Origin of the sequence: Tepidimonas sp. (assembly GCF_036824975.1) — a bacterium.
Lineage (GTDB): Bacteria > Pseudomonadota > Gammaproteobacteria > Burkholderiales > Burkholderiaceae_C > Tepidimonas.
Map to the genome: position 1 here is coordinate 1 of NZ_DAISZC010000003.1, position 26,931 is coordinate 26,931.

Below are 26,931 nucleotides of genomic sequence, written 5' to 3' on the forward strand. Positions count from 1 at the left end.
GCTGGCGGAGAGAGAGGGATTCGAACCCTCGATACGGAGAAGACCCGTATACCGGATTTCGAGTCCGGCGCATTCGACCACTCTGCCATCTCTCCGCGGTCGAAAGCCCGCATTGTAGCAGGCGCCAGGCCGCCGACGGGCCCGCCAGAGGCACACCTCGCGCATCCCGTTGGCGGTGTCGGCGAGGACCCGTCGGCTCGCGCTACTGCCCATGCAGGGCCCGGACCGCAGCGGCGCGTCGATGGTGTCGGGGCCACCCGCGGTGTCGCGTTTGCTGAGGGTTTCAGTCTGCCTTGCGCAGCGCGGCCAGCGCGGCTTCGAGCGTGTCGGCGTCGGTGTGGGGGGTCACCTGAGGGTGCAGATCGGTGCAGGCAGCCCAGCCGTGGACCTTCAGGCGGGCCACCGCCTGGCCGGCTTCGCGCCCGCTGGCAAAGCCGTGGCTTTGCAGCAGCACGTGGCCCTTGGCGTCGGTGAGCTTGAAGTAAAAGCGCCCGTCGGTTTCCCGGTATTGCTTGAACAACGGGGGCGCGCTTGGGGCGCCGGTCACCGTTGAGGCGCTGGCCGGCGCGGGTAGCGTGTCCAGCGGGCGCAGGCCCACAGCATGGCGCAGCCGCGCCATGAACGGGGTGGCCAGCGCCCGCGCCTTGGCCGCCCCTTCACGCAGATACGCCTCCACGCGCTCGGGCTGCGCCATCAGCGCATCGTAGGTGGCGCGCAGCGGGGCGATTTCGCGGTCGATGCGCTCGAACAGGCGTTCTTTGGCCTCGCTCCAGGCGATGCCGGCGCCAAAGTCGCGCGCCAACGCTGCGGTTTCCTGTGCCGTGGCAAAGGCCTGATAGAGCTGAAAGACAGCTGAGCCGTCGGTGTCCTTGGGTTCGCCCGGTGCGCGTGAGTCGGTGACGATACCCATGATGAGCTTGCGCAACTGCTCGCGCGGCGCAAACAACGGGATGACGTTGTCGTAGCTCTTGCTCATCTTGCGCCCGTCCAGGCCAGGCAGGGTGGCCACCTGCTCGTCGATCACCGCTTCGGGCAGCGTAAAGTGCTCGCCGTAGAGGTGGTTGAAGCTGGCGCCCAGGTCGCGCGCCATTTCGATGTGCTGGATCTGGTCGCGCCCCACCGGCACGCGGTGCGCGTTGAACATCAGGATGTCGGCCGCCATCAGCACCGGGTACATGAACAGGCCCATGGTGACGCCGTCGTCGGGGTCGCGGCCATCGGCGGTATTTTTGTCCACTGCGGCCTTGTAGGCATGGGCGCGGTTGAGCAGACCCTTGCCACAGACGCACGCCAGCAGCCAGGTCAGCTCGGGGATTTCGGGGATGTCCGACTGGCGGTAGAAGGTGACGCGCTCGGGGTCCAGTCCGCAGGCGATCCAGGTGGCGGCAATTTCCAGTGTGGAGCGTTGCACGCGCGCCGGATCGCGCGTGGAGATGAGGGCGTGGTAGTCGGCCAGGAACAGGAAGCTGTCGATGCCGGGTTCGCGGCTGGCGCGCACCGTGGGCCGGATGGCGCCGACGTAGTTGCCCAGGTGCGGGGTACCAGAGGGTTTGATGCCGGTGAGGACGCGCAGAGCAGTCATGGTTGCACAGGGTAGCCGAAAGGATAGAAAAGTGGGATGATGTTTGGCGACACGGCCACAGCGTCAGGAGCCAGCGTCGGTGCGCGGTGCCGCGCGGCGCGCGAGCTGCCCCAGGGTGGTTCGGGCTTGCATGGGTGGGCCAGCCCGTGGGGGCGGGCAGCGAGTGCGCACTGCGGTCAGAACAGCAGCCAGCGCAGCGGCGCAAGCAGCCATTCGATGCCCTGGGCGGTCAGGCGCATCAGCGGCTGCAGCCACAGCGTGCTGACGATGCCGGTGAGCACCAGCGCCAGCACGATAAAAAACCCGTACGGCTCCACACGCGCCAGCGTCAGCGCCGGGCGCGGCGGCAGCAGGCCCACCAGGATGCGCCCACCATCGAGCGGCGGCAATGGAAACAGGTTGAAGACGAACATCACGATGTTGACCAAGACGCCAGCGCGCGCCATGCCATTGAAAAACGGCTCTTGAATGTCAGCGGCCACCAGCAGATAGCCCAGCGCTGCCCAGGCGATGGCCTGCGCCAGGTTGGCCGCCGGCCCGGCCAGCGCCACCCACACCATGTCGCGCTTGGGGTGGCGCAGGCGCCCGAAGTCCACCGGCACCGGCTTGGCGTAGCCGAACAGAAAGGCGCCGGCGGTGGCCACGTACAGCAACAGCGGCATGGCGATGGTGCCGATGGGGTCGATATGCCGCATCGGGTTGAGCGTGATGCGACCTAGCCGCTCGGCCGTGGGGTCGCCAAAGTGGCGCGCGGCGTAGCCGTGTGCGGCCTCGTGCACGGTGATGGCAAACAGCACCGGCAGCGCGTACAGGGCCACGGTCTGGATGATGTCGGCGATATCCATGGGGCGATTGTCGCAGGTGGCGCCGCCGTGCGCGGCTGGCCGGTGCCGTCAGAGGCCAAGCGGCGACAGCGGGCCGCGCCCGGCGCGTAGCACGGCCGGGGTGCCGCCGCTGCCCATTGGGGTCAGGTCCACCACCGTGGTGGGCTCGCGCGGGCAGGCACCGGCATCGATGACGATCGCCACCTCGTGCTGCAGGCGTTCGCGGATGGCGTCGGGGTCGTTCAGCGGCAAGTCGTCGCCGGGCAGTATCAGCGTGGTGCCCAGCAGCGGGGCGTCGTGCAGCGCCAGCAGCGCGCGCAGCACGTGGTGCTCGGGCACGCGCAGACCGATGGTTTTGCGCGACGGGTGACTGACGCGGCGTGGTACCTCTTTGGTGGCTTCCAAAATAAAGGTATAGGGTCCAGGGGTGGCGGCTTTGAGCAGCCGATACTGCCGATTGTCCACCCGCGCCAGCGTGGCCACCTCCGACAGGTCGCGGCACAGCAGCGTCAGGTGGTGGCGGTCGTCCACGCCGCGGATGCGGCGCAGCCGCTGCACGGCCGCCCTGTCGTCCAGATGGCAAACCAGCGCGTAGCTGGAGTCGGTGGGCACGGCCAGCACGGCGCCGTCTTGCAGCGCCTGCACGGCCTGCCGCAGCAGCCGGGGCTGGGGGTTGAGCGGATGGACTTCGAAGCGCTGCGCCACGGCCGCCGCTCAATGGATGATACGGTCGGCCAGCAGCTCCCACACCGGCGTCAGCCGCCCTTCCAGCAGCGGCAGGGCACCCAGATCGGTGTGTGATTCGTCGGGGCTGTGGAAATCGCTGCCGCGCGAGGCGGCCAACCCGAACTCCAGCGCCAGGTCGGCGTAGCGCAGTGCTTCGGCGGCGCTGTGGCTGCCGCTGACCACCTCCACCGCCTGCCCGCCGTGCGCTTTAAATTCGGCAAACAGCGCGTACTCGTGCGTCGGGCTGGGGTGGGCATAGCGCGCCGGATGGGCGATGACCGCTACCCCCCCGGCCTCACGGATCCATCGCACCGCATCGCCCAGCGCGGCCCAGCGGTGCGCCACGAAGCCGGGCTTGCCTTCGGTGAGGAAGCGACGAAATACGTCGTGCGTGTCATGGCAGATGCCCGCCTCGACCAGAAAGCGCGCAAAGTGGGTGCGGGAGATCAACTCCGGGTTGCCGACGTACTTCAGCGCGCCTTCGAAGGCGCCTGGTATGCCCACCGCGGCCAGCTGCTCGGCCATCTCGCGCGCGCGCTGCTCGCGCCCGCTGCGAGTGCGCGCCAGCCCGTCGCCCAGCTGTGCATCGTCGGGATCGATGCCCAGGCCCACGATGTGCACCGTCAGCCCGGCGAAGGTGACCGAGATCTCCACCCCGGTGAGATAAGGCAGACCGAGCGCGCGCGCCGCATGCAGGGCGCGCTGCTGACCGCCCAGTTCGTCATGGTCGGTCAGCGCCCACAGCTCCACCCCGTTGGCGTGCGCACGCGCCGCCAGTGCTTCGGGTTCCAGGGTGCCGTCGGAGACGGTGGAGTGGCAGTGCAGATCGGCGTTGAGGATGGCCATGACTCGCCCATTGTAGGCGCGCGGCTACACTCGTGCCGTGTCGCTGTTCAAATCCGCTTCGATCGTGTCGCTGCTGACGCTGGCGTCGCGCATCACCGGGCTGGTGCGCGAGCTGCTGATCGCCGCCACGTTCGGGGCCAGCGCCGTCACCGACGCCTTCAATGTCGCGTTTCGCATCCCGAACCTGCTGCGGCGCCTGTTTGCAGAAGGGGCGTTTTCGCAGGCCTTCGTGCCGGTGCTGGCGGCCACGCGCCAGCAGCAGGGTGATGCGGCCACGCGCGCGCTGATCGACCACGTGGCCACGGTGCTGACGGCCGCGCTGTTGCTGACCTGTGTGCTGGGCGTGGTAGGGGCGCCATTGCTGGTGTGGGCAATGGCCTCGGGCTTGCGCCAGACCCCGGGGGGGTTCGAGACGGCGGTGGCGCTGACGCGCTGGATGTTTCCCTACATCGGCTTCATGTCGCTGGTGGCGCTCAGCGCCGGGATTCTGAATACCTGGAGGCGCTATGCGGTGCCGGCGGCCACTCCGGTGTTGCTCAATGTGGCGATGATCGCCGCTGCGGCGTGGGGCGCCCCGGCGCTGGCGCGGCTGGGCGTCGAGCCGATTTACGCGCTGGCCGGCGGGGTGATGCTGGGCGGCGTGCTGCAGCTGGCGGTGCAGGCGCCGGCGCTGGCGCGCGTCGGCGCGCTGCCCAGGCTGCGGCTGACGGTGGCCGGCGTGCGCGCCGGCTGGCGCCACCCGGGCACGCAGCGCATCTTGGCGCTGATGGGGCCAGCGGTGCTGGGGGTGAGCGTTGCGCAGCTGTCGCTGCTGATCAACACGCAGATCGCCTCGCACCTAAGTCCGGGCAGTGTGTCGTGGCTGACCTACGCCGACCGGCTGATGGAGTTTCCAACCGCCCTGCTGGGGGTGGCGCTGGGCGTGGTGCTGCTGCCCCAGCTGGCCGCTGCCCAGGCGGCCGGGGACGAGGCGCGCTACAGCCAGCTGCTGGACTGGGGGCTGCGCTGGGTGGTGCTGCTGGCGGTGCCCAGTGCTCTGGCGCTGCTGACATTTGCGACTCCGCTGGTGGCGGTGCTGTACCACTACGGGGCCTTCACGGCCGCCGATGTGCGGCAGACGGCGCTGGCGCTGATGGGCTACGGGGTGGGCCTGCTGGGGCTGATCGGCGTCAAGGTGCTGGCGCCCGGCTTTTATGCACGGCAGGATATCCGCACCCCGGTGCGCATCGCCATCGTCGTGTTGGGCTTTACGCAGGTCATGAACGCGCTGCTGGTACCACACCTGGCGCATGCCGGGCTGGCACTGGCCATCGGGCTGGGGGCCTTGCTCAACGCAGGCTGGCTGCTGGTGGGGCTGCGGCGGCGCGGGGCCTATGCGCCGCAGCCCGGCTGGTGGCGCTTTGCGCGGCAGGTGGTGCTGGCCGCTGCGGTGATGACGGCCTGGCTGCTGGCGTGGGCGCTGGGCCTGGACTGGGTGGGGATGGAGCGGCCGTTGCGCGTGGCCGCGCTGGCAGGCGCGGCGCTGGGTGCCATCCTGCTGTACTTCGGGACGCTGTACGCGGCGGGTTTGCCGCTGCGCCAATTTGTGCGAAAGTAGCACCATGAAATGGGCCACGCGCGCGCCCTCGGCGCTCGACTACTTTGCCACCTTGGTGGGGCAGGACGAGGGTCTGCCTCTGCTGGAGGCGGTGGCAGCGGTGGCGCTGGATGACTACCCCGAGCTGGACGTACAGAGCGTGCTCGACGGCGTCGACCGCCTGCTGGAGCGGCTGCGTCGGCGTCTGCCAGCCGACGCCGCGCCGCTGCACCGACTGCGCCTACTCAACCACTTTTTCTTCCGCGAGCTGGGCTTTGGCGGCAACGTCAACGACTACTACGACCCGGACAACAGCTACTTGCACGCGGTGCTGCGCACGCGGCGCGGCATCCCCATCAGCTTGGCAGTGCTGTGGCTGGAGCTGGCGCAGGGCATCGGACTGCGCGCTGCGGGCGTCAACTTTCCCGGTCACTTCCTGGTGAAGGTGCAACTGGCGCGCGGGCAGGTGATCATCGACCCCTTCACCGGTCAGTCGCTCAGCCGCGAAGACCTCATCGAGCGGCTGGAGCCGTACAAGCGGCGTCAGGGCCTGGTGGATGAGTTCGACATTCCGGTGGAGCTGTTTCTGCAGCCGGCGGCGCCGCGCGAAATCGTGGCGCGCGTGCTGCGCAACCTCAAAGAGATCCATCGCGCGCAGCGCGACTGGGCGCGTTTGGTGGCGGTGCTGGACCGCCTGATCGTGCTGCAGCCCGACGCCTGGGATGAGGTGCGCGAGCGCGGTCTGGCGCTGGCCGAGTTGGGCCAGACGGCGCGCGCGTTGGCCGATTTAGAGGCCTATCTGGCCCACGCCGACGACCCGCTGCAGGTGCAGGCGGTGCAGCAGCGCGTGCGCGCGTTGCGCGCCGCGTAGGCGCGCCGTCGTGTGCAGCCCCGCGGGCGTGGCGAACGATTTAGACGAGGCGCACGGGTGCGCCGGCGCCGCGCGGCACGATGGCGCCGATACGGTGCACGGTCTCGCCCAGTTCGCGCAACGTGGCGGCCACCGCCTCGGCGTGCCCGGCCCCCACCACCACCACCATGCCGATGCCGTTGTTGAAGGTGCGGTTCATTTCATGGTCGTCGATGGCGGCGGTGCGCTGCAGCCAGGCGAACAGCTCGGATTGCGGCCAGCTGCCGCGCACCAGCTCGGCCGCCAGCCCGTGCGGCAGTACGCGCGGAATGTTTTCCAGCAGCCCGCCGCCGGTGATGTGCGCCAGCGCCTTGATGCCGTCGGCCTCGGCCGGGTGGCGCTGCAGCGCCGCAAGCACCGGGCGCACGTACAGGCGCGTCGGCGCCATCACCGCCGCTCGAAACGGTTGTCCGTCCAGCGTCGCCGGCAGGCTGGCGGCGGCGCGTTCGATGCACTTGCGCACCAGGCTGAAGCCGTTGGAGTGCACGCCGTTGGACGCCAGGCCCAGCACCACGTCGCCGGCCTGCACGGCCGCACCGGTGAGGATGCGCGACTTCTCGACCACACCGACGCAAAAGCCGGCCAGGTCATATTCGCCGGGCGGGTACATACCCGGCATCTCGGCGGTTTCGCCGCCGATGAGTGCGCAGCCCGAGGCCTCGCAGCCGCGCGCGATGCCCGCCACCACGCGCTCGGCGGTGTCCACATCCAGCTTGCCGCAGGCAAAGTAATCCAGGAAAAACAGCGGTTCGGCGCCCTGCACCAGCACGTCGTTGACGCTCATAGCCACCAGGTCGATGCCGACGGTGTCGTGCATGTTCCACTCGAAGGCCAGCTTGAGCTTGGTGCCGACGCCATCGGTGCCGCTGACCAGCACCGGTTCGCGGTAGCGCTTCGGGATCTCGAACAGCGCGCCGAAGCCGCCAATGCCGGCCAGCACCCCCTCGCGCAACGTGCGCCGCGCCAGTGGCTTGATGCGCTCGACCAGCGCGTCCCCGGCGTCGATGTCGACACCGGCATCTTTGTAGGAAAGGGCAGGCGTATTCATGGGCTCGATACAATGCCACCGATTGTACGGGGCCGCCCGCTGCCGTGCTGGCGGTGTCGGCCGCGGCTTGCGATTTTTCCGTGTTGTCTCCATGACTCTTACCGAATCCCAGCGACACGCGCTATTGTGGGCTGCGCTGGCGGTGCTGGGCTGGTGGGGGCTGGTGCAGCTGGCGCCGGTGCTGCTGCCGTTCGTGCTGGCGTTCGTGCTGGCCTACGCGCTGCAGCCGCTGGTGGCGTGGCTGGCGGCGCATCGCGTGCCGCGCTGGCTGGGGGCGGCGCTGGCGCTGGCGGCGCTGCTGGTGCTGCTGCTGGCCGTGGTGCTCATCATTTTGCCCGTGGTCACGCGCCAGTGGCCGCTGCTGCGCGAGCAAATTCCGGTGCTGCTGGAGCGGCTCAACGCCTGGATGCAGCCGCTGGCGCAGCGCTTCGGCCTGGTGCTGGCGGTGGACGTGGATGCGGTGCGCGATTTGCTGCGGCGTCTGATCAGTGGGCACGAAAGCGCCCTGCTGGCGGGTCTGCTGACGTCGCTGCACATCGGTGGCAGCGCCGTGTTGGCGTTGCTGGGCAACCTGATGCTGATGCCGGTGGTGGCCTACTATCTGCTGCTCGACTGGGGGCGCGTGGTGGCGCAGGCGCGCCGTCTGGTGCCGCCGCGCTGGCGCGAGCGGGTCGAGGACTTCGTGGGCGAAGCCGACGCCGTGCTGGGCCAGTACCTGCGTGGGCAGCTGCTGGTCATGGGGGTGCTGGCGGTGTATTACGCGGCGGCGCTGGCGTTGGTGGGGCTGGAGTTGGCGCTGCCCATTGGCGTCTTTACCGGACTGGCGGTGTTCGTGCCTTATTTGGGCTTCGGGCTGGGGCTGGCGCTGGCGCTGCTGGCGGCGTTGCTGCAGTTTCAGGCCCTGTGGGGTGTGCTGCTGGTGGCAGCCGTCTACGGGCTGGGGCAGGTGATCGAGAGCTTTTTCCTGACGCCGCGACTGGTGGGCGAGCGCATCGGCCTGCATCCGATCGCCGTCATTTTCGCGCTGATGGCGTTTGGGCATCTGCTGGGATTCGTGGGTGTGTTGATCGCGCTGCCGGTGTCGGCGGTGCTGCTGGTGGCGCTGCGGCGGCTGCAGCGGCTGTACGTGCACAGCCCGCTGTTTCGCCGTGCCGATGGCGCGGCTGCGCAGCGGGAGTGAGCATGCGGCAACTGGTGCTCGACCTGGGGCTGGCGCCGGCGCCGTCGCTGGATAATTTCGTGGTGCAGGGCAACGAGGCGGTGTGTGCCCACCTGCGCGCGTGGCTGCACGAGCGCCCCCGCTCGCCGCTGCCCGTCTACCTGTGGGGGCCAGCGGGCAGTGGCAAGACCCATCTGCTGCGCGCGCTGGCGCAAGCACTGGCCGACGCGGGCGAGGCCGTGGGCTGGCTGGATGCGCGCGTGGCGGCGCCGCAGCCGTTCGATGAGCGCTGGTCGGCGGTGTTGCTGGACGATGTGCATGCCTTCGGTGCGCCGCAGCAGGCCGCCGCCTTCAACTGGTTCGTCAACGCGCAGTCGCCCGTTGCTGGACCGCAGCGCGCGGTGCTGGCCACCGGCGACCGTCCGCCGGCCGATCTGCCGCTGCGCGATGATCTGCGCTCTCGGTTGGGCTGGGGGCTTGTGTTCCAATTGCAGCCGCTGAATGAAGCTGCGCGCCGCGCGGTGCTGCAGCGCGCCGCCGCCGCGCGCGGGCTGACGCTGTCCGAGGAGCTGGTCGAGTATCTGCTGGCGCGCTTTGCGCGCGACCTCTCCAGCCTGATGACGCTGCTTGAGCGGCTCGACGACTATGCGCTGCGCACCCAGCGCGCGCTCACCACGGCGTTGGTGCGGGACATGCTGTCCGAGGACTGAGGGCGGCTTGCCGCAGGACGCGATCACTGAGGAGGTTCATGGGCGTATCCGATTCTTCCGCTGTGCCTTTGTCGGCGATGGTCGCCGGGTCGGCCCCCCCCGAGGGCCGCATTGGCGTGACCCTGTTCGATCTCGATCACACGCTGCTGCCGCTGGACTCCGATCACGAGTGGGGCGTGTTCACCACCCGCATCGGCTGGACCGATGCCGAGGAGCACACGCGCCGCAACGACGCCTTCTATGCCGACTACCTGGCGGGGCGGCTCGACATCCATGCCTATGCGCGCTTTGCCATCGATGCCGTGCGCCAGCGCAGCCCCGAAGAGGCCGCCGCGGCGCACGCGCGCTTCATGGACGAGGTGATCCGCCCGGCGCTGCATCCGCAGGCCCTGGCGCTGGTGCGGGCGCATCAGGCTCGGGGGGACCGCGTCGCCATCGTCACCGCCACCAACGAGTTCATCACCCGACCGATTGCCGAGGCCTTTGGTGTGCCCGACCTGATCGCGGTGGAGCTGGAGCGTGACGCCAGCGGCTGGTTCACCGGGGCCATCCGCGGCGTGCCGTCGTACCGCGAGGGCAAGGTGGTGCGTGTGCGGCAGTGGTTGCAGGCCCAGGGGCTGGAGTGGGACGAGCGCGTGCACGTGACCGTCTACTCCGACTCGGACAACGACCTGCCGCTGCTGGAGCGCGCCGATGTGCCGGTGGCGACCAACCCTAGCGACAGTCTGCGCCAGCGAGCCCGGCAGCTCGGCTGGCGTATCCTCGACCTGTTCGAGCCACATCCATGATCAAGACCCTGATCACCAAGCTGCTGGACAAGGCGGTGCGACCGACGCTGCGGCGGCCGCGTTGGGGCAAGCGGGAGGACGTGCCGGTGAGCGTGCACGGCATCGACCCGGCGCTGGTCGACCCGCGTGCGGTGGAGGTGGTGCGCACCCTCAAGCGCGCCGGCTACGAGGCCTACATCGTGGGCGGCGCCGTGCGCGACCTGCTGCTGGGCCTGCGTCCGAAGGACTTCGACGTCGCCACCAACGCCACGCCTGAGCAGGTCAAGGCGCTGTTTCGGCGCGCCTTCATCATCGGGCGGCGCTTCCGCATCGTGCACGTGGTGTTCGGGCGCGGGCGCGAGCACGACGTCATCGAGGTGTCCACCTTCCGCGCCTACCTCGACTCCACGGCCGCCGAGCCGGTGGTGGGGGATGAGCGCTGCCGGCGTGCGCTGGCGGGGGTGGCGCTGGCGGTGGACGCCAGCGGCCGCGTGCTGCGCGACAACGTCTGGGGGCCGATCGAGCAAGACGCGGCACGGCGCGACTTCACCATCAACGCGATGTACTACGACCCGGAGACCGAAACCGTGGTCGATTTCCACCACGGCATCCGCGACGCGCGCCGACGGGTGCTGCGCATGATCGGTGATCCGGCGACCCGCTACCGTGAAGACCCGGTGCGCGTCATCCGCGCGGTGCGTTTCGCGGCCAAGCTCAGCGGGCTGGGCTTCAAGCTCGATGACAAGACCCGCGCGCCGATGGCAGCCGCCTTGCCCCTGCTGGCCGACGTGCCGCCCAGCCGCCTGTTCGACGAGATGCTCAAGCTGCTGCAGACCGGGCACGCGCTGGCCAGTCTGCAGGCGCTCAAGGCCAATGGGCTGGCGCGCGGTATCTACCCGCTGCTGGACGTGGTGGTGGAGCGCGGCGACGACCCGTTCGTGCGCATGGCGCTGCAGGACACCGACCGGCGCGTGGCCGAAGGCAAGCCGGTGGCGCCCAGCTTTTTGCTGGCCTGCGTGCTGTGGCAGGACGTGCGCAGCGCCTGGCAGCGGCGGCTGGGCGACGGCGTGCCGCCGTTTCCGGCGCTGGCCGAGGCGGTCGATGAGGTGTTCGACGCGCGCGTCGGCGACGTCTCGGGCCGGGGCAAGCTCGGCGCGGACATGCGCGAGATCTGGATGATGCAGCCGCGTTTTGACAAGCGCACCGGCCAGGGACCGTTCACGCTGGTGGAGCAGCCGCGCTTTCGTGCCGGCTTCGACTTTCTGCGCCTGCGCGCGCAGGTGGGCGAGGTGGAGGAAGAGCTGGCGCACTGGTGGGAGACATTCAGTCTGGCGGGCGAGGCGGTGCGGCGCGACATGATCGAGGCCGTGCGCCTGGAGCAGCAGCGCGCCAAGTCGGCGGGCAAGGCGCCGCGCAGCCGCCGGCGCCACCCGGACGGCAACGGCGGCTCGCCGCCTGAGGCCGCCGCACCGGCTGTCCCGGCAGCGCCCGAGGCGGCAACAGTGGCGCCAGACGGCGCAGCCGATGCACCGGCTGCCCCACGCAAGCGCCGCCGGCGCCGCCGCAAGCCCGCTGCCGGGGACAACAGCGGCACCCCGGCCGACGGTGGTGCAGCCGATGCGTGAGGCCGTCACCGCCTACATCGGCGTCGGCGCCAACCTGGGCGACGCGGCGGCGCAGGTGCGCGCGGCACTGCAGTGGCTCAACGACTTGCCCCAGACGCAGCGCCTGTCCGCTTCCAGCCTGTGGCGCAGCGCGCCGGTGGACGCCGACGGACCGGACTACTGCAACGCGGTGGCGGCGCTGTCCACCCGGCTGACCGCGCCCGTGTTGCTGCAGGCGCTGCAGGGGCTGGAGACCCGCGCCGGGCGCCAGCGCCCCTACCACAACGCCCCGCGCACGCTCGACCTGGACTTGCTGCTTTACGGCAGTGCGCGCATTCAGTCGCCGCTGCTGACCGTGCCGCACCCGCGGCTGTGGGAGCGGGCGTTCGTGCTGGTGCCGCTGAACGAAGTGGCGCCGACGCTGGTCGACGCAGCGGCGCTGCAGGCGGTGGCCGGTCAGCGCATCGAGCGTCTGGAGGCTGTCCCGCTGCCGGCCTAACCGCAGTCGCGCCGCGCCTACGGGGCCAGCCGTTCACGGATCCAGCGACCATCGGCCAGTCGGTAGCGCAGCCGGTCGTGCAGTCGGCTCTTGCGACCTTGCCAGAACTCCCACGTATCCGGCTTGAGGCGGTAGCCCCCCCAGTGCGGCGGGCGGGGCGGATTCATCAGAAATTGCGCGGCGTATTTGGCGGCGTTGGCCAACAGCACGCTGCGGCTGTCGATCACCTGGCTTTGCGGGCTGGCCCAGGCGCCGATGCGGTGGTCCAGCGGTCGGCTGGCGAAGTAGGCGTCGCTTTCGGCGGCGCTGACTTTTTCCACTACCCCTTCGATGCGCACCACCCGCTCCAGTTCCACCCAGTGAAACTGCAGCGCCGCGTAGGGGTTGCCCGCCAGTTCGCGGCCCTTGCGGCTGTCGTAGTTGGTGTACCAGACGATGCCACGCTCGTCATAGCCCTTGATCAGCACCACGCGGGTGCTGGGGCGCAGGTCGCTGCCCACGGTGGCCAGCGTCATCGCGTTGGGCTCGGGCAGCTCCGCGCGGATGGCCTCGTGCAGCCACTGGTCGAACTGCTGCAGCGGATCGGCGTGCGAGGCTTCCTCGCTCAACTCGGCCTTTTCGTAGCTCTTGCGCAAATCGGCGATGGACGACTTCATGGGCGCAGTATGGCACGCCGGCTTGGTCGGATAATTGCCCCATGGCTTTGCACCCCCCCACCCCCGCCTCCATCGAATGGATCGACCTCGAGGCGCTGGCGCGCCAGGCGACGGCGCTCAGCGGCACCTATGGGCTGGCGCAGCTGCCGCGGGTGCTGATCGACGCTCCGCCGCTGGCTGGGCAGGACGAGGCCACGGTGCAGTGGACGGTGCAGGCCGAGTGGCGCGACCCGCCGCCCGCCGTTCAGGCGGCCTGGCGTGCGCTGGGCCAGGGGCGGGTCGTGCCGCGTCAGCTCTGGCTGCGCCTGCAGGTGCACGGTGCGTTGCCGCTGGTGTGCCAGCGCTGCCTGGAGCCCTACTGGCAGCCGCTGTCGCTGGATCGCTGGTTTCGCTTCGTGGCCGACGAGGCCACCGCGCTGGCCGAGGACGATGCCTGCGAGGAGGATTTGCTGGTGTACACGGGCACCCGCTTTCACCTGCGTGAGCTGGTGGAGGACGAGCTGCTGCTGGCCGCGCCCCTGGTGCCGCGCCACGACGCGGCCTGCCCGCATCCGTTGCCGCTGGCGGCTGGCGATGTGCTGCGGCCCAAGGCCGAGCCGCTCGCAACCGCCAACGACGACGAGCCGCAGACCCGCCGGCAGCCCTTTGCCGCGCTGGCGGCGCTCAAGCACCCCAGGGGATGAGGGGGACGCGACGTCGGCGGGCTGTGCGCTGTGGGTGGGTTGGCTGTGCAACGCGGCCTGCGCCATCGCGCGCAGCCGACTATAATGCGGAGTTTTCGTCTGATCCGCTTACCAGGAACCGATCATGGCCGTTCAGCAAAATAAAAAGTCGCCGTCGAAGCGCGGCATGCACCGTTCGCATCAGGCGCTGTCGGTGCCGGGCATTGCCGTGGAGCCGACGACCGGCGAGACGCATCTGCGCCACCACATCAGCCCCAACGGCTTCTACCGCGGCCGTCAGGTGCTCAAGAGCAAGTCCGGGGCGTAATCGCTGCGCTGGTCAGGGCGGCTCGGCGGCGCCGGGCCTGTGCTTGCGCGTCGCGTGTCCGTGATCCGCATTGCCGTCGATTGCATGGGGGGCGACTTCGGCCCTCCGGTAACCTTGCCGGCCTGTGCCGCATTCGCGGCGGCCTGTCCGCAGGCCGAGCTGCTGCTGGTGGGGCATCCGGATGCCCTGGCGTCGCTGCCTGCGCCGCTGGCGTCAGCGCGCTGCCGCGTGGTGCCCGCCGCCGAAGTGGTGGCGATGGACGACCCGGTGGAAGTGGCGCTGCGGCGTAAAAAAGACTCGTCGATGCGCGTGGCTATCGCGCAAGTCAAGGACGGCGCGGCCGACGTGGCGGTGTCGGCGGGCAACACCGGCGCGCTGATGGCGATTGCCCGCTTCGTACTCAAGACGCTGGACGGGATCGACCGCCCGGCGATCGCCACCCAGCTGCCCAACGCCACGGGCGGCGCCACCACGGTGCTCGACCTGGGGGCTAATGTCGACTGCGAGGCCGAGCACCTGCTGCAGTTTGCGCTGATGGGGTCGGCGCTGGTGGCCGCTGCCGGCCGCGACAGCCCCAGCGTCGGTCTGCTCAACGTCGGCGAGGAAATCATCAAGGGCAACGACGTCATCAAGCGCGCTGGGCAGCTGCTGCGCGAGGCGGCGGCGCGCGGGCTGCTCAACTTCCACGGTAACGTGGAAGGCAACGACATCTTCAAGGGCACAACAGACATCGTGGTGTGCGATGGCTTTGTCGGCAACGTGGCGCTGAAGACCAGCGAGGGACTGGCCGCCATGATCGGCAGCTTTTTGCGCGAGGAGTTCAGCCGCGGCTGGTATGCGCGGCTGGCTGCCGCGGCGGCGTGGCCGGTGCTGATGCGGCTCAAGCGTCGCCTCGATCACCGACGCTACAACGGTGCTGCGTTGCTGGGCCTGCGCGGTTTGGTGTTTAAAAGCCACGGTTCGGCGGACGCGTTGGCGTTCGAGCACGCGCTGCGGCGCGCGTATGATGCGGCCCAAGCGGGGCTGCTCGACCGGGTGCAGCGCCGCATCGCGCAGACCACGGCGTGGCTTGAGTCCGCCGCGTCGTCTGCGTCGTCCCCTGCACCGACCTGAAGGGCGCTTGCGCCCCGCTGCGACCGAAAGAACGATTGCCGATGAGCCTGTACGCCCGCATCACGGGAACCGGCAGCGCGCTGCCGCCCAAACGCCTGACCAACGACGACATGGTGACGCTGCTGGCAGCACGCGGGCTGCAGACCAGCGACGCCTGGATCGTCGAGCGCACCGGCATCCGCGCGCGCCACTTCGTCGAGCCCGGCACCGACGCCAGTGATCTGGCGGTGCAGGCCAGCCTGCGCGCGTTGCAGGCTGCCGGTCGCCAGCCGCACGAGGTGGACCTGATCGTGGTGGCCACCTCTACCCCCGACATGGTGTTTCCCTCTACCGCCAGCATCGTGCAGCGCAAGCTGCACGAGGCAGCGCAGGCCCAGGGGGATCAAGGCCCGATTGGTGCCCCCGCGTTCGATGTGCAGGCGGTGTGCACCGGCTTCATCTACGCGCTGACGGTGGCCGACGCGCTGCTGCGCACGGGCACCGCGCGTTGCGCGCTGGTGGTGGGGGCGGAGGTGTTTTCGCGCCTGCTCAATTTCGACGACCGCACCACCTGTGTCTTGTTCGGCGACGGGGCGGGGGCCGTGGTGCTGGAAGCGGCCGAGCACGACGGCAGCGGAGCCGGCATCCTGGCCAGCGACATCCACGCCGATGGGCGCCACACCGGCATTTTGTGCGTGCCGGGAACGGTGACCGGCGGGCAGGTGTTGGGCGATCCGCTGCTGCGCATGGACGGCCAGGCCGTGTTCAAGCTCGCCGTCGGAGTGCTGGAGGAAACCGCCCGTGCCACGCTGGCCAAGGCCGGCAAGACCGAGGCAGACATCGACTGGCTGATTCCGCACCAGGCCAACATCCGCATCATGCAGAGCACGGCGCGCAAGCTGCGCCTGCCCATGGAGCGCGTGGTGGTGACGGTGGACCGGCACGGCAACACGTCGGCGGCGTCCATCCCGCTGGCGCTGGACGACGCGGTGCGCACCGGGCAGGTGCGCCCGGGGCAGCTGCTGCTGCTGGAGGGCGTGGGCGGCGGGTTTACGTGGGGCTCGGTGCTGGTGCGGTACTGAGTGGGCAGTGCCGGGAGGACGCCTGCGCATGGCGCGGTGCGCGTGACCCGGAGTAGGCAACGGGACACAGAGATGACGACATTCGCTTTCGTTTTTCCTGGACAGGGATCGCAGTCGGTGGGCATGCTCGACGCCTGGGGCGACCATCCGGCGGTGCGCGCCACGCTGCAGGAGGCGTCGGACGCGCTGGGCGAGGACGTGGGCTGTCTGATCCACGACGGCCCCAAGGAGGCGTTGGCGCTGACCACCAACACGCAGCCGGTGATGCTGGTGGCCGGGGTGGCCGCGTGGCGCGTGTGGAAAGCCGAAGGCGGCGCCGACCCGGTGGCGCTGGCCGGGCACTCGCTGGGCGAGTACAGCGCCCTGGTGGCGGCGGGTGCGCTGACGCTGGCCGAGGCCGCGCCGCTGGTGCGTTTCCGCGCCCAGGCCATGCAGCAGGCGGTGCCGGTGGGCGCGGGGGCGATGGCAGCTATCCTAGGGCTCGATGCCGACGCCGTGCGCGCGGGTTGTGCCCAGGCGCAGGCGCAGTTTGCGCCCGGCAGTGGCGAGGTGGTGGAAGCGGTCAACTTCAACGACCCGGCGCAGACGGTGATCGCCGGCACCAGGGCCGCGGTGGAGCGGGCGTGCGATCTGCTCAAGGCGCGCGGTGCCAAGCGCGCGCTGCCGCTGCCGGTGTCGGCACCGTTTCACTCCAGCCTGATGCAGCCGGCGGCCGAGGCGCTGCGCGAGCGGCTGGCCGCGGTCAACCTCAAGGCGCCGGCCATCCCGGTGATCAACAACATCGACGTGGCGGTGGAGAGCGACCCGGCGCGCATCCGCGACGCGCTGGTGCGGCAGGCCGCTGGCCCCGTGCGCTGGGTGGAGTGCGTGCAGGCGCTGCGCGCGCGCGGTGTGCAGACGCTGGTGGAATGTGGCCCCGGCAAGGTGCTGACGGGGCTCACCAAGCGTATCGATCCGGCCCTGCAGGCGCTGGCGCTGTACGATCCGGCTACACTGGCTGAGGTGCGCGCCGCACTGGCTGAATGACAACGAGACGCGACCTGCCACGGGTTGCGGCTGCGCTGCGCGGCCTGTTTCCAATAAGCCGGGTGCGCAGCGGGCATGATGGAGGGAAAGCAAGCAATGTCTGAACAGGCATGGGAAGGGCAGGTGGCGCTGGTGACCGGCGCCACGCGGGGCATCGGCGCGGCGATTGCGCGCGAGCTGGCGGCGCGCGGCGTGCGTGTGGTGGGCACCGCCACCAGTGAGGACGGTGCGCAACGCATCACCCAGGCGCTGGCGGCCTACCCCCAATGCCAGGGGGTGCGACTGGACGTCAACGACGGCCCAGCGGCCGAGGCGTTGGTGGAGTCCATCGTCAAAGAGCGTGGCGCGCTGCACATCCTCGTCAACAATGCGGGTATCACGCGCGATATGCTGGCGATGCGCCTGAAGGATGAGGACTGGGATGCGGTGCTCGACACCAACCTGAAGGCGGTGTTCCGTCTGTGTCGCGCCGCCATCCGGCCGATGATGAAGCAGCGCTACGGGCGCATCGTCAACATCACCAGCGTGGTGGGCGCCGCGGGCAACCCCGGTCAGGCCAATTACGCGGCGGCCAAGGCCGGGGTGGCGGGCATGACCCGCGCACTGGCGCGCGAACTCGGCAGCCGACGCATCACCGCCAACTGCGTGGCACCAGGCTTCATCGAGACCGACATGACCGCCAGCCTGCCGGCCGAGCAGCAGCAGGCCCTGCTGGCCCAGATTCCGCTTGGCCACCTGGGCAAGCCCGCCGACGTGGCGCACGCGGTGGCGTTTCTGGCCAGTCCGCTGGCGGGCTACATCACCGGGCAGGAGCTGCACGTCAACGGCGGCATGTTCATGGCCTGAGTGTCAGCCGGCGCGTGGTGGCCGGGCCGGTTGTCGGGGCCGCTACAATGCCGGGGCTGTTTTCAACCACCCCATGAGGGCACTATGAGCGACATCGAAGCACGCGTCAAGAAGATCATCGCCGAGCAGCTCGGCGTCGAGGAGAGCCAGGTCACTCCCGAGAAGGCGTTCGTGGCCGACTTGGGTGCCGACTCGCTCGACACCGTCGAGTTGGTGATGGCGCTCGAGGACGAGTTCGGCATCGAGATTCCGGACGAAGACGCCGAGAAGATCACCACCGTGCAGCAGGCGATCGACTACGCTAAGGCGCACTACAAGGCGTAACTGCGCATGAGCCGCCGCCGTGTCGTCGTGACCGGCCTGGGCTGCGTCAGTCCCGTGGGCAACACGGTGGAGGCGGCCTGGGCCAACCTGCTCGCAGGCCGCTCCGGCATCGACCGCATCACCAAGTTCGATGCCAGTGCCTTTGCCTGCCAGATCGCGGGTGAGGTGCGTGATTTCGCGCTCGACGCCTACCTCCCGCCGAAGGAGGCACGCACCATGGACACCTTCATCCACTACGGCATCGCCGCTGCGGCACAGGCGGTGGCCGATGCCGCACTGCCGGTGGGGGAGGCACTGTCCGAGGAGGAGGCGTGCCGCGTCGGCTGCGTGATCGGCTCCGGCATCGGCGGTCTGCCGCTGATCGAGGCCACGCACACGGAGCTCACCCAACGCGGGCCGCGCCGCATCTCGCCCTTTTTCGTGCCGGCGTCCATCATCAACATGGTCTCCGGGCACGTGTCGATGCGCTATGGCTTCAAGGGGCCGAACCTGGCGGTGGTGACGGCTTGCACCACCGGGCTGCACTGCATCGGCGAAGGCGCGCGCCTGATCGAATACGGGGACGCCGACGTCGTCATCGCTGGCGGCACCGAGGCTACGGTGTCGCCGCTGGGTATCGGGGGCTTTGCCGCGATGCGCGCGCTGTCCACCCGCAACGACGAGCCGCAGGCCGCGTCGCGCCCGTTCGACAAGGACCGCGACGGCTTCGTGCTCGGCGAAGGCGCGGGCGTGCTGGTGCTGGAGGAATACGAGCACGCCAAGGCACGCGGGGCGCGCATCTACGCCGAAATCGCTGGCTATGGCATGAGCGCCGACGCCGGACACATGACGGCCCCCAACATGGATGGTCCGCGGCGCGCGATGCTGCAGGCGCTGCGCAACGCCGGCCTCAACCCCGATCAGGTCGATTACGTCAACGCCCACGGCACCTCCACGCCGCTGGGTGACGTCAACGAGACCAACGCCATCAAGGCGGCGCTGGGTGAGCATGCGCGGCGCGTGGTGGTCAGCTCCACCAAGTCGATGACCGGCCACCTGCTGGGCGGCGCTGGCGGCCTGGAGAGTGTGTTCACCGTGCTGGCCGTCTATCACCAGCAGATCCCGCCGACCATCAATCTGCACCAGCCCGATCCGGAGTGCGATCTGGACTACTGCGCCAACACGGCGCGCGACGCGCGCATCGACGTCGCACTGAAGAACAACTTCGGCTTCGGCGGCACCAACGGCAGCCTGGTGTTCAAGCGCGTCTGATGGCTGGCGGCCTTGGGCCCGATGACGGCATCGTGGTGCCCATTGGCGCGCCGGTGTGGGTGCGGCGCCTGCGCGCCGTGGCGGTGGCCGCCGTGCTGCTGCTCGGGGTCGTGGCGGCAACGCTGACGCCGGGCACGCTGCGTGGTACGTGGGCATGGCCTGCGCTGGCGGTAGCCGCTCTGGTGGGCTGGTCCGCATGGGCCGCCCGCCGCCCCGACTGGACGGCGTTGTGGCTGCCCGAAGCGGCGTCGCACCGCGTTGGTGGCCACACGCGCGGCGCTGCACCGACGGCCCCGGTGGCGCTGGGGCCCGCCTGGCCGCGCGGCGTGCCGTTGCGCGCGCTGCGCGTGGTGTGGGACGGCGGCGATACGCTGCTGCTGTCAGCCGTTACGGGCGATGGGCGCACGCTGTGGGGCTGGGCATGGCCAGGCGCGCTGACCGACGCTTGCGCCGTGCAGTGGCGGCGCGTGCGCCAGTGCCTTGTCACGGGCGGCGCGTTTCGATCGGCTATATTCGATAGCCCCGCCGCAGCGCCATGAGCGACAACGACCGCCGCCTCTCCGATGCCGACGCCGCGCTGGTGCAGCGCGCCGCTGCCGGGGATGCGCGCGCATTTGAATTGCTGGTTGTCAAATACCAGCGCCGAGTCGAGCGCCTGATCGCGCGGCTGGTGCGTGACGCCGACTTGGTGCCGGACCTGGCGCAGGAAACCTTCATCCGCGCCTGGCGTGCCTTGGGGCAGTTTCGCGGCGACTCTCAGTTTTACACTTGGCTGTACCGCATCGCGGTCAACACCGCTAAGAAGGCGCTGCAGGAACGCAAGCGCGACCCGCTGGTGCCGATGAGCGCGCTGCACGACGGCGAGGACGGCGACGAAACTTCCGCGTTGGAGCAGGAACTAACGGCGCAGGTGGCGGACACCGAAACCCCCGACGCCGTACTGGCCAGCAAAGAAATCGCGCTGGCGGTGCAAGCGGCGGTGGAGGCATTGCCCACCGAATTGGCGCAGGCCATCACGCTGCGGGAAATCGACGGCTTGAGTTATGAGGAAATCGCGCAGGCGCTCGACTGCCCGATCGGTACCGTGCGCTCGCGCATTTTTCGGGCGCGCGAGGCGATTTCGGCGCGGATCAAACCGTTGCTGGAGCGGCAGTCGGGCAAGCGGTGGTGAAGGGGCGCGTTGGCGGCTTGCCAGAGGATGGTGAAATATGAACGCTGACAGGGTATCGAATCCGACGTGCGGCGCCGATACGGCGCGGCGCGAGTGGCTGTCCGCCCTTCTCGACGGGGAGGCGCAAGCGGTGCCCGGCGGTGCGCTAGACGCCGACGACGACCTCACCTGGGATGCCTACCACTGCATCGGCGAGGCGCTGCGCGCCCAGGCCGCCGCGCAGACGCAGGCGGCCGACCCGGCGTTCGTGCGGGCGGTGATGGCCCGCATCGCGCAGGAGCCGCCGGCGGCGAATCCGGTATCCGCGCTGCCGACGGCGCCGACTGCCGATGTGCGGCGAACGCCACGGCCGGCTGCCAACGACGCCGTCTTCCGCTGGAAAATGGTGGCAGGGGTGGCGACCCTGGCGGCCGTGTTGACGCTGGCTTGGCAGGCGGGAGCGCTGGTGGGCGCACCCGCGGGAGACGCGCAGCTGGCGCAGACATCCCCGCTGTCGGCAGTCGTGGCGCCGACGGCGGCGGTGACTGTCCCGACGGCTGCGGCGATGGCGCGCCCAGCGGGGCTACCGACGGCCACGCGCGACCCGCAGCTCGATGAGCTGCTGGCGGCCCATCGCCAGTGGGGCGGCGCGTCGGCCCTGCAATCCAGCGCCGGCTTTTTGCGTACTGCCAGCGTCGAGGCGCCTGCGCGCTGAACGCCGGGGGTAGGGCGCGATGAGGTGGTCTGGCCATATGGGACGCGTGCCAAGCGGGTGGGCGCGGCGGGCGGCGCTGGCGCTGGGCACCGCGGTTTTGGCGTTGGCGGCGTCGCAGCTGCCGGCGGCCACCGGCGCGCCGCCCGCCGACATCCAGGCGTGGATCCAGCGCCTGCACGATGCCACGCGCGAGCGCGCTTACAGCGGCACGTTCGTCGTCACGCGCGGCAGCGACATCACGACCGCACGGGTGGTGCACGTCTGTGACGGTCGTCAGCAGATCGAGCGCATCGAGGTGCTCAACGGCCCGGCGCGGGTGACGTGGCGGCGCGACGACGAGGTGCTGACCCTGCTGCCGGACAAGCAATGGGGGGTGCGTGACCGGCGCGAGGTGCTGCGCGCGTTTCCCGGGCCGCTGGCGTTGGCCGGTTTCGACGTGGCGCAGCACTACCAGGCCGAGCTGCGTGGCGGCGAGCGGTTGGCTGGGCGGGATGCGTGGGTGGTCGAGTTTCGGCCCCGTGACGACTGGCGCTACGGCTACCGCATCTGGTCGGAAAAGACGTCGGGCCTGGTGCTGAAGCAGCAGATCCTCGGCGCCGACGGGGCGGTGCTGGAGCAGATGGCGTTTACCGAGCTGCAGCTGGACGTGCCGCTGCGGCTGCAGACACTGGCGCGGCAGATGGAGGAGACGCGCGGCTATCGTATCGAACGGCCGACGCTGCGCAAGACCACGCTGGAGGCCGAGGGGTGGCGGCTGAAGTCGGCCGTCCCGGGCTTTCGGGCGGTCTCCTGCTGGGTGCGCGACGACGCGGGTGCCCGGCAGCCGCTGCACTGCGTATTCTCCGATGGGTTGGCGTCGCTGTCGCTGTTTTTCGGTGCCGGCGACGGTCTGCCGGGCGCACGCACCGCCAGCGGTGCTACGCACGTGCTGGCGCAGCGGGTTGGGGCCCACGCCATCACGGCGCTGGGCGAGGTGCCGCCCAGGACCCTGGAGCGTTTTATGGCGGCCGTCGAGCGCGCGCGCTAAGGCTGGCGGGCGGGCTGCCCATACCAAGGAACGAGGAAGACACGATGGCATACGAAAGCGATGGCGGGACGCAGACCGCGCGAACACGTCGCCTGCGCCCCTGGCTGTGGGGCGCGGCGTCGGTGTTGGCGGTGGCCACCCTGGCCGGGGTGGGGGTGGGGGCGCAACGGGTGGTCGGGGCCCAGCCGGTGACGTCGAAGGCGCCTTCGGCAGCCGTGCCGACACCGTCGGCGCCGCTGGTCACCGGACTGCCCGACTTCACCGTGCTGGTGGACACCGTCGGGCCGTCGGTGGTCAACATCCGCACCGTAGAGCGCGTGGCGCCCACCCCGCTGCCCGACGCCGACGAGCAGATGCGCGAATTCTTTCGGCGCTTCGGCATCCCGTTGCCGCCCGGCGTGGCCCCGCGCGGGCCGCGCAATCCGCGTGGCGAGCCCGAGCAGATTCAGCGCGGTGTCGGCTCGGGCTTCGTTTATAGCGCCGATGGCTACATCCTGACCAACGCGCACGTGGTCGATGGCGCCGATGAGGTCATCGTCACCCTCAGCGACAAACGCGAGTTCAAGGCGCGCGTGGTCGGTGCCGACCGGCGCACCGACGTGGCGCTGGTCAAGATCGACGCCAACGGCCTGCGGCCGGTGCGCATCGGCGACGTCGATCGGCTGCGCGTGGGGGAATGGGTGGTGGCGATCGGCTCGCCGTTCGGGCTGGACAATACCGTCACCGCCGGCATCGTCAGCGCCAAGCAGCGCGAAACGGGCGATTTCCTGCCCTTCATCCAAACCGACGTCGCGATCAACCCCGGCAACTCCGGCGGTCCGCTGATCAATATGCGGGGTGAGGTGGTGGGCATCAACAGCCAGATCTATTCCCGCTCCGGCGGCTTCATGGGCATCAGCTTTGCCATTCCGATCGACGAGGCGGTGCAGGTGGCCGAGCAGCTGCGGCAATTCGGCAAGGTCACGCGCGGGCGCATCGGCGTGGCGATCGAGCCGGTCACCAAAGAGGTGGCCGAGGCCGTCGGGCTCGGGGGAACTCGCGGCGCGCTGGTGCGTGGCGTCGAAAATGGCTCTCCGGCGGCTAAGGCCGGTATCGAGCCCGGGGACGTGATTCTGCGCTTCGACGGTAAGGTGGTGGACAAGTCGGTCGATCTGCCGCGCATCGTGGGGGCGACCAAGCCCGGCTCGCGCGTGCCGGTGGAGATCTGGCGGCGCGGCGCGACGCGCACCGTCACCGTCACGGTGGGCGCGCTGGAGGAGGAGCCGGTGGTGACGGCGCAGACTCCGGGCGGTGCGCAGGCGACACCGCTGGGCCTGACCGTGCGCGAGCTCAGCGCCGCCGAGCGCCGCGAGCTCAAGGTCGAAGGTGGTGTGCGGGTCACCGAAGTCAGTGGCGCAGCCGCCAGTGCCGGCATCCAGCCGGGCGACGTGGTGGTGGGTGTGGGCAATCAGCCGGTGGGCAGTGTGCGTGATCTCGAGCGCGCCCTGGCCGATGCGCCCAAGGGTCGTGCCATCGGGCTGCTCATTCGCCGCGGCGACTGGGCGCAGTGGGTGCTGGTGCGGCCCTAAACCCGGGCGGCAACCGGTCGTTGGGCGGGGATGCCGCCCCCGGGGTTGATCCCGCATAAAATCAAGAGTTTGCCTGCAACACGGGCGCGCCCGCCGCCGGCGCGCCCTTTTTCTGTGGCCATGAAGCACATCCGCAACTTTTCCATCATCGCGCACATCGACCACGGCAAGAGCACGCTGGCCGACCGGCTGATCGCGCGCTGCGGGGGGTTGAGCGAGCGCGAAATGACCGAGCAGGTGCTCGACTCCATGGAACTGGAGAAGGAGCGCGGCATCACCATCAAGGCCCAGACCGCCGCCCTGCAGTACACCGCTCGCGACGGACAGACCTACAACCTCAACCTCATCGACACACCGGGGCACGTCGACTTCTCGTACGAGGTCAGCCGCTCGCTGTCGGCCTGCGAGGGTGCGCTGCTGGTGGTGGACGCCAGCCAGGGCGTGGAGGCGCAGACGGTGGCCAACTGCTACACCGCGCTCGATCTCGGGGTGGAGGTGCTGCCGGTGCTCAACAAGATGGATCTGCCGCAGGCCGACCCCGAACGCGCCAAGCAAGAAATCGAAGACGTCATTGGCCTGGATGCGTCGGAGGCGATTCCGTGCTCGGCCAAGACCGGCCTGGGTATCGACGACATCTTGGAGGCGATCGTGGCCAAGGTGCCGCCGCCGCGCGGCAACCCCGACGGTCCGCTGCGCGCGATGATCATTGACTCCTGGTTCGACAACTATGTCGGCGTGGTGATGCTGGTGCGCGTGGTCGACGGCAGCCTCAACCGCGGCGACCGCATCCGCCTGATGGCCACCGGGGCGCAGTACCAGACCGAAAAGCTGGGCGTATTCACCCCCGCCAACCAGCCGCGCGAGGCGCTGCGCGCCGGCGAAGTGGGCTACGTGATTGCGGGCATCAAGGAGCTCAAGGCCGCGCGCGTGGGCGACACCGTCACCTCGTTCAAGACCGCCAGCGGTGCCAACCTGGAGCCGGCCAGCGAGCCACTGCCCGGCTTCAAGGAGGTGCAGCCGATGGTGTTTGCCGGCCTGTACCCCACCGAAGCGAGCGAGTACGACGCGCTGCGCGACGCGCTGGAAAAACTCAAGCTCAACGACGCCTCACTGCATTTCGAGCCCGAGGTGTCGCAGGCGCTGGGTTTTGGCTTTCGCTGCGGGTTTCTGGGCCTGCTGCACATGGAGATCGTGCAGGAGCGGCTGGAACGCGAGTTCGACCAAGACCTCATCACCACCGCCCCGAGCGTGGTCTATCAGGTGGTCAAGGGTGACGGCCAAGTCATCGAGGTCGAAAACCCCTCCAAGATGCCCGACCCGGGGCGCATTCAGGAAATCCGCGAACCGATCGTGACGGTGCATATCTATGTGCCGCAGGACTACGTAGGGCCGGTGATGACGCTGTGCAACCAAAAGCGCGGCGTGCAGTTGAACATGGCCTACCACGGCAAACAGGTGCTGCTGACGTACGACCTGCCGCTGGCCGAAATCGTGCTGGACTTCTTCGACAAGCTCAAATCCGTCTCGCGTGGCTACGCGTCGATGGACTACGAGTTTAAGGAGTACCGACCGTCAGACGTCGTCAAGGTTGACATCCTGCTCAACGGCGACAAGGTTGATGCGCTGTCCATCATCGTGCACCGCAGTCAGGCGCAATACCGGGCGCGCGCCGTGGTGCAAAAGATGCGTGAAATCATCAGCCGCCAGCAGTTCGATGTGGCCATCCAGGCCGCCATTGGTTCGCAGATCATCGCGCGCGAAACCGTCAAGGCGTTACGCAAGAACGTGCTGGCCAAGTGCTACGGCGGCGACATCACGCGCAAGCGCAAGCTGCTGGAAAAGCAAAAGGCCGGCAAGAAGCGCATGAAGCAAATTGGCACCGTGGAGGTGCCGCAGGAGGCATTCTTGGCCATCCTGCAGGTGGAGGACGTATGAACGATCAGACCATGAGTGCGCTGACCGGTGTGGTGCTGGCGGCGTTTGTCGGCTACGGGGTGGCGTGGTATGCCGGCTTCATCGACGGCAATTTTTCGCTGCTGCTGTTGCTGGCGGTCGTGGTGACCGGGACTTACTGGATTGCCGAGCGCTGGGTATTTTTGCCGCGGCGTCGCGCCGCGGCTGAGGCAGCGGTGGCAGAAATGCAGCGGCGCCAGCGCGAGTGCGCCGCGCTGGGCATTGCTGCCGAGCTCACCGATGCAGACGCGTTGCGCCGGCGGCTGCTGGCGCAGCCGTGGTGGCTGGACTGGACCGCCGGGCTGTTTCCAGTCATTCTGGCGGTCTTTGTGCTGCGCTCGTTCCTGTTCGAACCGTTTAAGATTCCGTCTGGCTCGATGCTGCCGACGCTGCACATCGGCGACCTGATTCTGGTCAACAAGTATCACTACGGCGTGCGGCTGCCGGTGGTCAACACCAAGGTCACTGCCGGCCAAGCGCCGCAGCGCGGCGACGTCATCGTCTTTCGCTATCCGCCGCAGCCCAGTCTGGACTACATCAAGCGGGTGGTTGGCGTGCCGGGCGACGAGGTGGCCTACCTGAATAAGCGGCTGTTTATCAATGGCGAGGCGGTGCCGCGCGAGGCGGTGCACGACTTCTACGACGCCGAGGCGATGCGCTACCGTCCTCAGTTCATCGAGACGATTGGTGGCAGGCGGGTGCGCACCCTGATCGACGATGAGCGGCCCGCGTTCATTCCGGTGGCCACCGAATTTGCCTTCCGCGACCAGTGCCGCTACACGGTCGAGGGGGTGACCTGCCGTGTGCCGCCTGGGCACTATTTCGTGATGGGTGACAACCGCGACAATTCGCTCGACTCGCGCTACTGGGGTTTCGTGCCGGACAGCCACATCGTCGGCAAGGCGGTGTTTGTGTGGATGAACTTCGGCGACCTCAGCCGCATCGGTCGGTTTGAATGAGGCGATGTGCGGACGCCGCCGCGTCTGCCCGCGGGGCGGCT

28 protein-coding genes and 1 tRNA gene are annotated in these 26,931 nt (G+C 69.4%); 22 read left to right on the forward strand and 7 right to left on the reverse strand.

What is annotated here, in order from left to right; genetic code table 11:
- Window positions 1-2: 2 nt before the first annotated feature.
- The 5 genes from V7Z54_RS00710 to V7Z54_RS00730 form a co-directional block, all read right to left on the reverse strand.
- Window positions 3-95 (reverse strand) — tRNA-Ser (locus tag V7Z54_RS00710).
- A gap of 188 nt (window positions 96-283) precedes the next feature.
- On the reverse strand, window positions 284-1,582 hold the full coding sequence (locus V7Z54_RS00715) for a tryptophan--tRNA ligase (RefSeq protein ID WP_334133598.1): 1,299 nt from the start codon (window positions 1,580-1,582) through the stop codon (window positions 284-286).
- Window positions 1,583-1,758: 176 nt separating this feature from the next.
- Entirely contained in the window at window positions 1,759-2,427 is a 669-nt protein-coding gene (locus V7Z54_RS00720) for a site-2 protease family protein (protein ID WP_334133600.1), read from the reverse strand.
- Window positions 2,428-2,475: 48 nt separating this feature from the next.
- Window positions 2,476-3,111, reverse strand: coding sequence for an L-threonylcarbamoyladenylate synthase (locus V7Z54_RS00725; RefSeq protein ID WP_334133602.1), 636 nt, complete (start codon window positions 3,109-3,111; stop codon window positions 2,476-2,478).
- 9 nt (window positions 3,112-3,120) lie between these two features.
- Window positions 3,121-3,978 (reverse strand): 3',5'-nucleoside bisphosphate phosphatase, encoded by an 858-nt coding sequence (locus tag V7Z54_RS00730; protein WP_334133603.1) that lies wholly within the window; start codon window positions 3,976-3,978, stop codon window positions 3,121-3,123.
- A 37-nt stretch (window positions 3,979-4,015) separates the two neighbouring features.
- Here V7Z54_RS00730 and murJ point away from each other — a divergent pair, with 37 nt between their 5' ends.
- Both murJ and V7Z54_RS00740 read left to right on the forward strand, forming a co-directional pair.
- The gene (gene murJ / locus V7Z54_RS00735) at window positions 4,016-5,575 is read left to right on the forward strand and encodes a murein biosynthesis integral membrane protein MurJ (protein WP_334133604.1); all 1,560 of its coding nucleotides are present in this window, start codon (window positions 4,016-4,018) and stop codon (window positions 5,573-5,575) included.
- Between the two features lie 4 nt (window positions 5,576-5,579).
- On the forward strand, window positions 5,580-6,425 hold the full coding sequence (locus V7Z54_RS00740) for a SirB1 family protein (protein ID WP_334133605.1): 846 nt from the start codon (window positions 5,580-5,582) through the stop codon (window positions 6,423-6,425).
- A 40-nt stretch (window positions 6,426-6,465) separates the two neighbouring features.
- On the opposite strand, the gene purM is transcribed toward V7Z54_RS00740, so the two are convergent.
- Window positions 6,466-7,512: a phosphoribosylformylglycinamidine cyclo-ligase gene (purM, locus tag V7Z54_RS00745; protein ID WP_334133607.1), complete on the reverse strand. Its 1,047-nt coding sequence runs from the start codon at window positions 7,510-7,512 to the stop codon at window positions 6,466-6,468.
- A 91-nt stretch (window positions 7,513-7,603) separates the two neighbouring features.
- On the opposite strand from purM, the gene V7Z54_RS00750 reads away from it, so the two are divergent.
- The 5 genes from V7Z54_RS00750 (at window position 7,604) to folK (ending at window position 12,251) form a co-directional block, all read left to right on the forward strand.
- Entirely contained in the window at window positions 7,604-8,692 is a 1,089-nt protein-coding gene (locus tag V7Z54_RS00750; protein ID WP_334133608.1) for an AI-2E family transporter, read from the forward strand.
- 2 nt (window positions 8,693-8,694) lie between these two features.
- On the forward strand, window positions 8,695-9,381 hold the full coding sequence (hda, locus tag V7Z54_RS00755; RefSeq protein ID WP_334133609.1) for a DnaA regulatory inactivator Hda: 687 nt from the start codon (window positions 8,695-8,697) through the stop codon (window positions 9,379-9,381).
- A 77-nt stretch (window positions 9,382-9,458) separates the two neighbouring features.
- Window positions 9,459-10,169 (forward strand): HAD family hydrolase, encoded by a 711-nt coding sequence (locus V7Z54_RS00760; RefSeq protein WP_334133676.1) that lies wholly within the window; start codon window positions 9,459-9,461, stop codon window positions 10,167-10,169.
- Window positions 10,166-11,773, forward strand: coding sequence for a polynucleotide adenylyltransferase PcnB (pcnB, locus tag V7Z54_RS00765; RefSeq protein ID WP_334133610.1), 1,608 nt, complete (start codon window positions 10,166-10,168; stop codon window positions 11,771-11,773). Before V7Z54_RS00760 ends, pcnB begins: the two co-directional genes overlap by 4 nt.
- Window positions 11,766-12,251 carry a 2-amino-4-hydroxy-6-hydroxymethyldihydropteridine diphosphokinase gene (gene folK / locus V7Z54_RS00770; RefSeq protein WP_334133612.1) on the forward strand — a complete coding sequence of 162 codons (486 nt, stop codon included), beginning with the start codon at window positions 11,766-11,768 and terminating at the stop codon, window positions 12,249-12,251. The genes pcnB and folK overlap by 8 nt, the downstream gene beginning before the upstream one ends.
- 17 nt (window positions 12,252-12,268) lie before the next feature.
- Here folK and pdxH read toward each other — a convergent pair whose 3' ends face one another.
- Entirely contained in the window at window positions 12,269-12,907 is a 639-nt protein-coding gene (gene pdxH, locus V7Z54_RS00775; RefSeq protein WP_334133614.1) for a pyridoxamine 5'-phosphate oxidase, read from the reverse strand.
- 41 nt (window positions 12,908-12,948) lie between these two features.
- On the opposite strand from pdxH, the gene V7Z54_RS00780 reads away from it, so the two are divergent.
- The 15 genes from V7Z54_RS00780 (at window position 12,949) to lepB (ending at window position 26,890) form a co-directional block, all read left to right on the forward strand.
- Window positions 12,949-13,590 carry a YceD family protein gene (locus V7Z54_RS00780; RefSeq protein WP_334133615.1) on the forward strand — a complete coding sequence of 214 codons (642 nt, stop codon included), beginning with the start codon at window positions 12,949-12,951 and terminating at the stop codon, window positions 13,588-13,590.
- 124 nt (window positions 13,591-13,714) lie between these two features.
- Window positions 13,715-13,897, forward strand: coding sequence for a 50S ribosomal protein L32 (rpmF, locus tag V7Z54_RS00785; protein ID WP_334133616.1), 183 nt, complete (start codon window positions 13,715-13,717; stop codon window positions 13,895-13,897).
- 60 nt (window positions 13,898-13,957) lie between these two features.
- A complete protein-coding gene (gene plsX, locus V7Z54_RS00790; RefSeq protein ID WP_334133617.1) occupies window positions 13,958-15,010 on the forward strand; it encodes a phosphate acyltransferase PlsX in 1,053 nt (350 codons plus the stop codon).
- Between the two features lie 41 nt (window positions 15,011-15,051).
- The gene (locus V7Z54_RS00795; protein WP_334133618.1) at window positions 15,052-16,071 is read left to right on the forward strand and encodes a beta-ketoacyl-ACP synthase III; all 1,020 of its coding nucleotides are present in this window, start codon (window positions 15,052-15,054) and stop codon (window positions 16,069-16,071) included.
- A gap of 72 nt (window positions 16,072-16,143) precedes the next feature.
- On the forward strand, window positions 16,144-17,097 hold the full coding sequence (gene fabD / locus V7Z54_RS00800; protein WP_334133619.1) for an ACP S-malonyltransferase: 954 nt from the start codon (window positions 16,144-16,146) through the stop codon (window positions 17,095-17,097).
- Window positions 17,098-17,193: 96 nt separating this feature from the next.
- Complete coding sequence (gene fabG, locus V7Z54_RS00805) at window positions 17,194-17,943, forward strand: 3-oxoacyl-ACP reductase FabG (RefSeq protein WP_334133621.1); 750 nt, start codon at window positions 17,194-17,196, stop codon at window positions 17,941-17,943.
- 84 nt (window positions 17,944-18,027) lie between these two features.
- Window positions 18,028-18,267: an acyl carrier protein gene (gene acpP, locus V7Z54_RS00810; RefSeq protein ID WP_334133623.1), complete on the forward strand. Its 240-nt coding sequence runs from the start codon at window positions 18,028-18,030 to the stop codon at window positions 18,265-18,267.
- A 6-nt stretch (window positions 18,268-18,273) separates the two neighbouring features.
- Window positions 18,274-19,518: a beta-ketoacyl-ACP synthase II gene (gene fabF, locus V7Z54_RS00815; protein ID WP_334133625.1), complete on the forward strand. Its 1,245-nt coding sequence runs from the start codon at window positions 18,274-18,276 to the stop codon at window positions 19,516-19,518.
- Complete coding sequence (locus V7Z54_RS00820; protein ID WP_334133627.1) at window positions 19,518-20,057, forward strand: hypothetical protein; 540 nt, start codon at window positions 19,518-19,520, stop codon at window positions 20,055-20,057. The genes fabF and V7Z54_RS00820 overlap by 1 nt, the downstream gene beginning before the upstream one ends.
- Window positions 20,054-20,689: an RNA polymerase sigma factor RpoE gene (gene rpoE / locus V7Z54_RS00825; RefSeq protein WP_334133628.1), complete on the forward strand. Its 636-nt coding sequence runs from the start codon at window positions 20,054-20,056 to the stop codon at window positions 20,687-20,689. The genes V7Z54_RS00820 and rpoE overlap by 4 nt, the downstream gene beginning before the upstream one ends.
- Before the next feature lie 37 nt (window positions 20,690-20,726).
- Complete coding sequence (locus V7Z54_RS00830; RefSeq protein ID WP_334133629.1) at window positions 20,727-21,383, forward strand: RseA family anti-sigma factor; 657 nt, start codon at window positions 20,727-20,729, stop codon at window positions 21,381-21,383.
- A 37-nt stretch (window positions 21,384-21,420) separates the two neighbouring features.
- Entirely contained in the window at window positions 21,421-22,410 is a 990-nt protein-coding gene (locus V7Z54_RS00835; protein ID WP_334133631.1) for a MucB/RseB C-terminal domain-containing protein, read from the forward strand.
- A 44-nt stretch (window positions 22,411-22,454) separates the two neighbouring features.
- Window positions 22,455-23,978, forward strand: coding sequence for a DegQ family serine endoprotease (locus tag V7Z54_RS00840; RefSeq protein WP_334133632.1), 1,524 nt, complete (start codon window positions 22,455-22,457; stop codon window positions 23,976-23,978).
- 120 nt (window positions 23,979-24,098) lie between these two features.
- Window positions 24,099-25,913: a translation elongation factor 4 gene (lepA, locus tag V7Z54_RS00845; RefSeq protein WP_334133633.1), complete on the forward strand. Its 1,815-nt coding sequence runs from the start codon at window positions 24,099-24,101 to the stop codon at window positions 25,911-25,913.
- The gene (gene lepB / locus V7Z54_RS00850; protein WP_443082397.1) at window positions 25,910-26,890 is read left to right on the forward strand and encodes a signal peptidase I; all 981 of its coding nucleotides are present in this window, start codon (window positions 25,910-25,912) and stop codon (window positions 26,888-26,890) included. The genes lepA and lepB overlap by 4 nt, the downstream gene beginning before the upstream one ends.
- The last annotated feature ends 41 nt before the right edge of the window (window positions 26,891-26,931 follow it).

Bases quoted from the DNA above. Each gene is read 5' to 3' on its own strand.
- V7Z54_RS00715 (WP_334133598.1), bottom strand. From the start codon at position 1,582: ATGACTGCTCTGCGCGTCCTCACCGGCATCAAACCCTCTGGTACCCCG.
- V7Z54_RS00720 (WP_334133600.1), bottom strand. From the start codon at position 2,427: ATGGATATCGCCGACATCATCCAGACCGTGGCCCTGTACGCGCTGCCG.
- V7Z54_RS00730 (WP_334133603.1), bottom strand. From the start codon at position 3,978: ATGGCCATCCTCAACGCCGATCTGCACTGCCACTCCACCGTCTCCGAC.
- V7Z54_RS00740 (WP_334133605.1), top strand. From the start codon at position 5,580: ATGAAATGGGCCACGCGCGCGCCCTCGGCGCTCGACTACTTTGCCACC.
- purM (WP_334133607.1), bottom strand. From the start codon at position 7,512: ATGAATACGCCTGCCCTTTCCTACAAAGATGCCGGTGTCGACATCGAC.
- V7Z54_RS00750 (WP_334133608.1), top strand. From the start codon at position 7,604: ATGACTCTTACCGAATCCCAGCGACACGCGCTATTGTGGGCTGCGCTG.
- hda (WP_334133609.1), top strand. From the start codon at position 8,695: ATGCGGCAACTGGTGCTCGACCTGGGGCTGGCGCCGGCGCCGTCGCTG.
- V7Z54_RS00760 (WP_334133676.1), top strand. From the start codon at position 9,459: ATGGTCGCCGGGTCGGCCCCCCCCGAGGGCCGCATTGGCGTGACCCTG.
- pcnB (WP_334133610.1), top strand. From the start codon at position 10,166: ATGATCAAGACCCTGATCACCAAGCTGCTGGACAAGGCGGTGCGACCG.
- folK (WP_334133612.1), top strand. From the start codon at position 11,766: ATGCGTGAGGCCGTCACCGCCTACATCGGCGTCGGCGCCAACCTGGGC.
- pdxH (WP_334133614.1), bottom strand. From the start codon at position 12,907: ATGAAGTCGTCCATCGCCGATTTGCGCAAGAGCTACGAAAAGGCCGAG.
- V7Z54_RS00780 (WP_334133615.1), top strand. From the start codon at position 12,949: ATGGCTTTGCACCCCCCCACCCCCGCCTCCATCGAATGGATCGACCTC.
- rpmF (WP_334133616.1), top strand. From the start codon at position 13,715: ATGGCCGTTCAGCAAAATAAAAAGTCGCCGTCGAAGCGCGGCATGCAC.
- V7Z54_RS00795 (WP_334133618.1), top strand. From the start codon at position 15,052: ATGAGCCTGTACGCCCGCATCACGGGAACCGGCAGCGCGCTGCCGCCC.
- fabD (WP_334133619.1), top strand. From the start codon at position 16,144: ATGACGACATTCGCTTTCGTTTTTCCTGGACAGGGATCGCAGTCGGTG.
- fabG (WP_334133621.1), top strand. From the start codon at position 17,194: ATGTCTGAACAGGCATGGGAAGGGCAGGTGGCGCTGGTGACCGGCGCC.
- acpP (WP_334133623.1), top strand. From the start codon at position 18,028: ATGAGCGACATCGAAGCACGCGTCAAGAAGATCATCGCCGAGCAGCTC.
- fabF (WP_334133625.1), top strand. From the start codon at position 18,274: ATGAGCCGCCGCCGTGTCGTCGTGACCGGCCTGGGCTGCGTCAGTCCC.
- V7Z54_RS00820 (WP_334133627.1), top strand. From the start codon at position 19,518: ATGGCTGGCGGCCTTGGGCCCGATGACGGCATCGTGGTGCCCATTGGC.
- rpoE (WP_334133628.1), top strand. From the start codon at position 20,054: ATGAGCGACAACGACCGCCGCCTCTCCGATGCCGACGCCGCGCTGGTG.
- V7Z54_RS00830 (WP_334133629.1), top strand. From the start codon at position 20,727: ATGAACGCTGACAGGGTATCGAATCCGACGTGCGGCGCCGATACGGCG.
- V7Z54_RS00835 (WP_334133631.1), top strand. From the start codon at position 21,421: ATGGGACGCGTGCCAAGCGGGTGGGCGCGGCGGGCGGCGCTGGCGCTG.
- V7Z54_RS00840 (WP_334133632.1), top strand. From the start codon at position 22,455: ATGGCATACGAAAGCGATGGCGGGACGCAGACCGCGCGAACACGTCGC.
- lepA (WP_334133633.1), top strand. From the start codon at position 24,099: ATGAAGCACATCCGCAACTTTTCCATCATCGCGCACATCGACCACGGC.
- lepB (WP_443082397.1), top strand. From the start codon at position 25,910: ATGAACGATCAGACCATGAGTGCGCTGACCGGTGTGGTGCTGGCGGCG.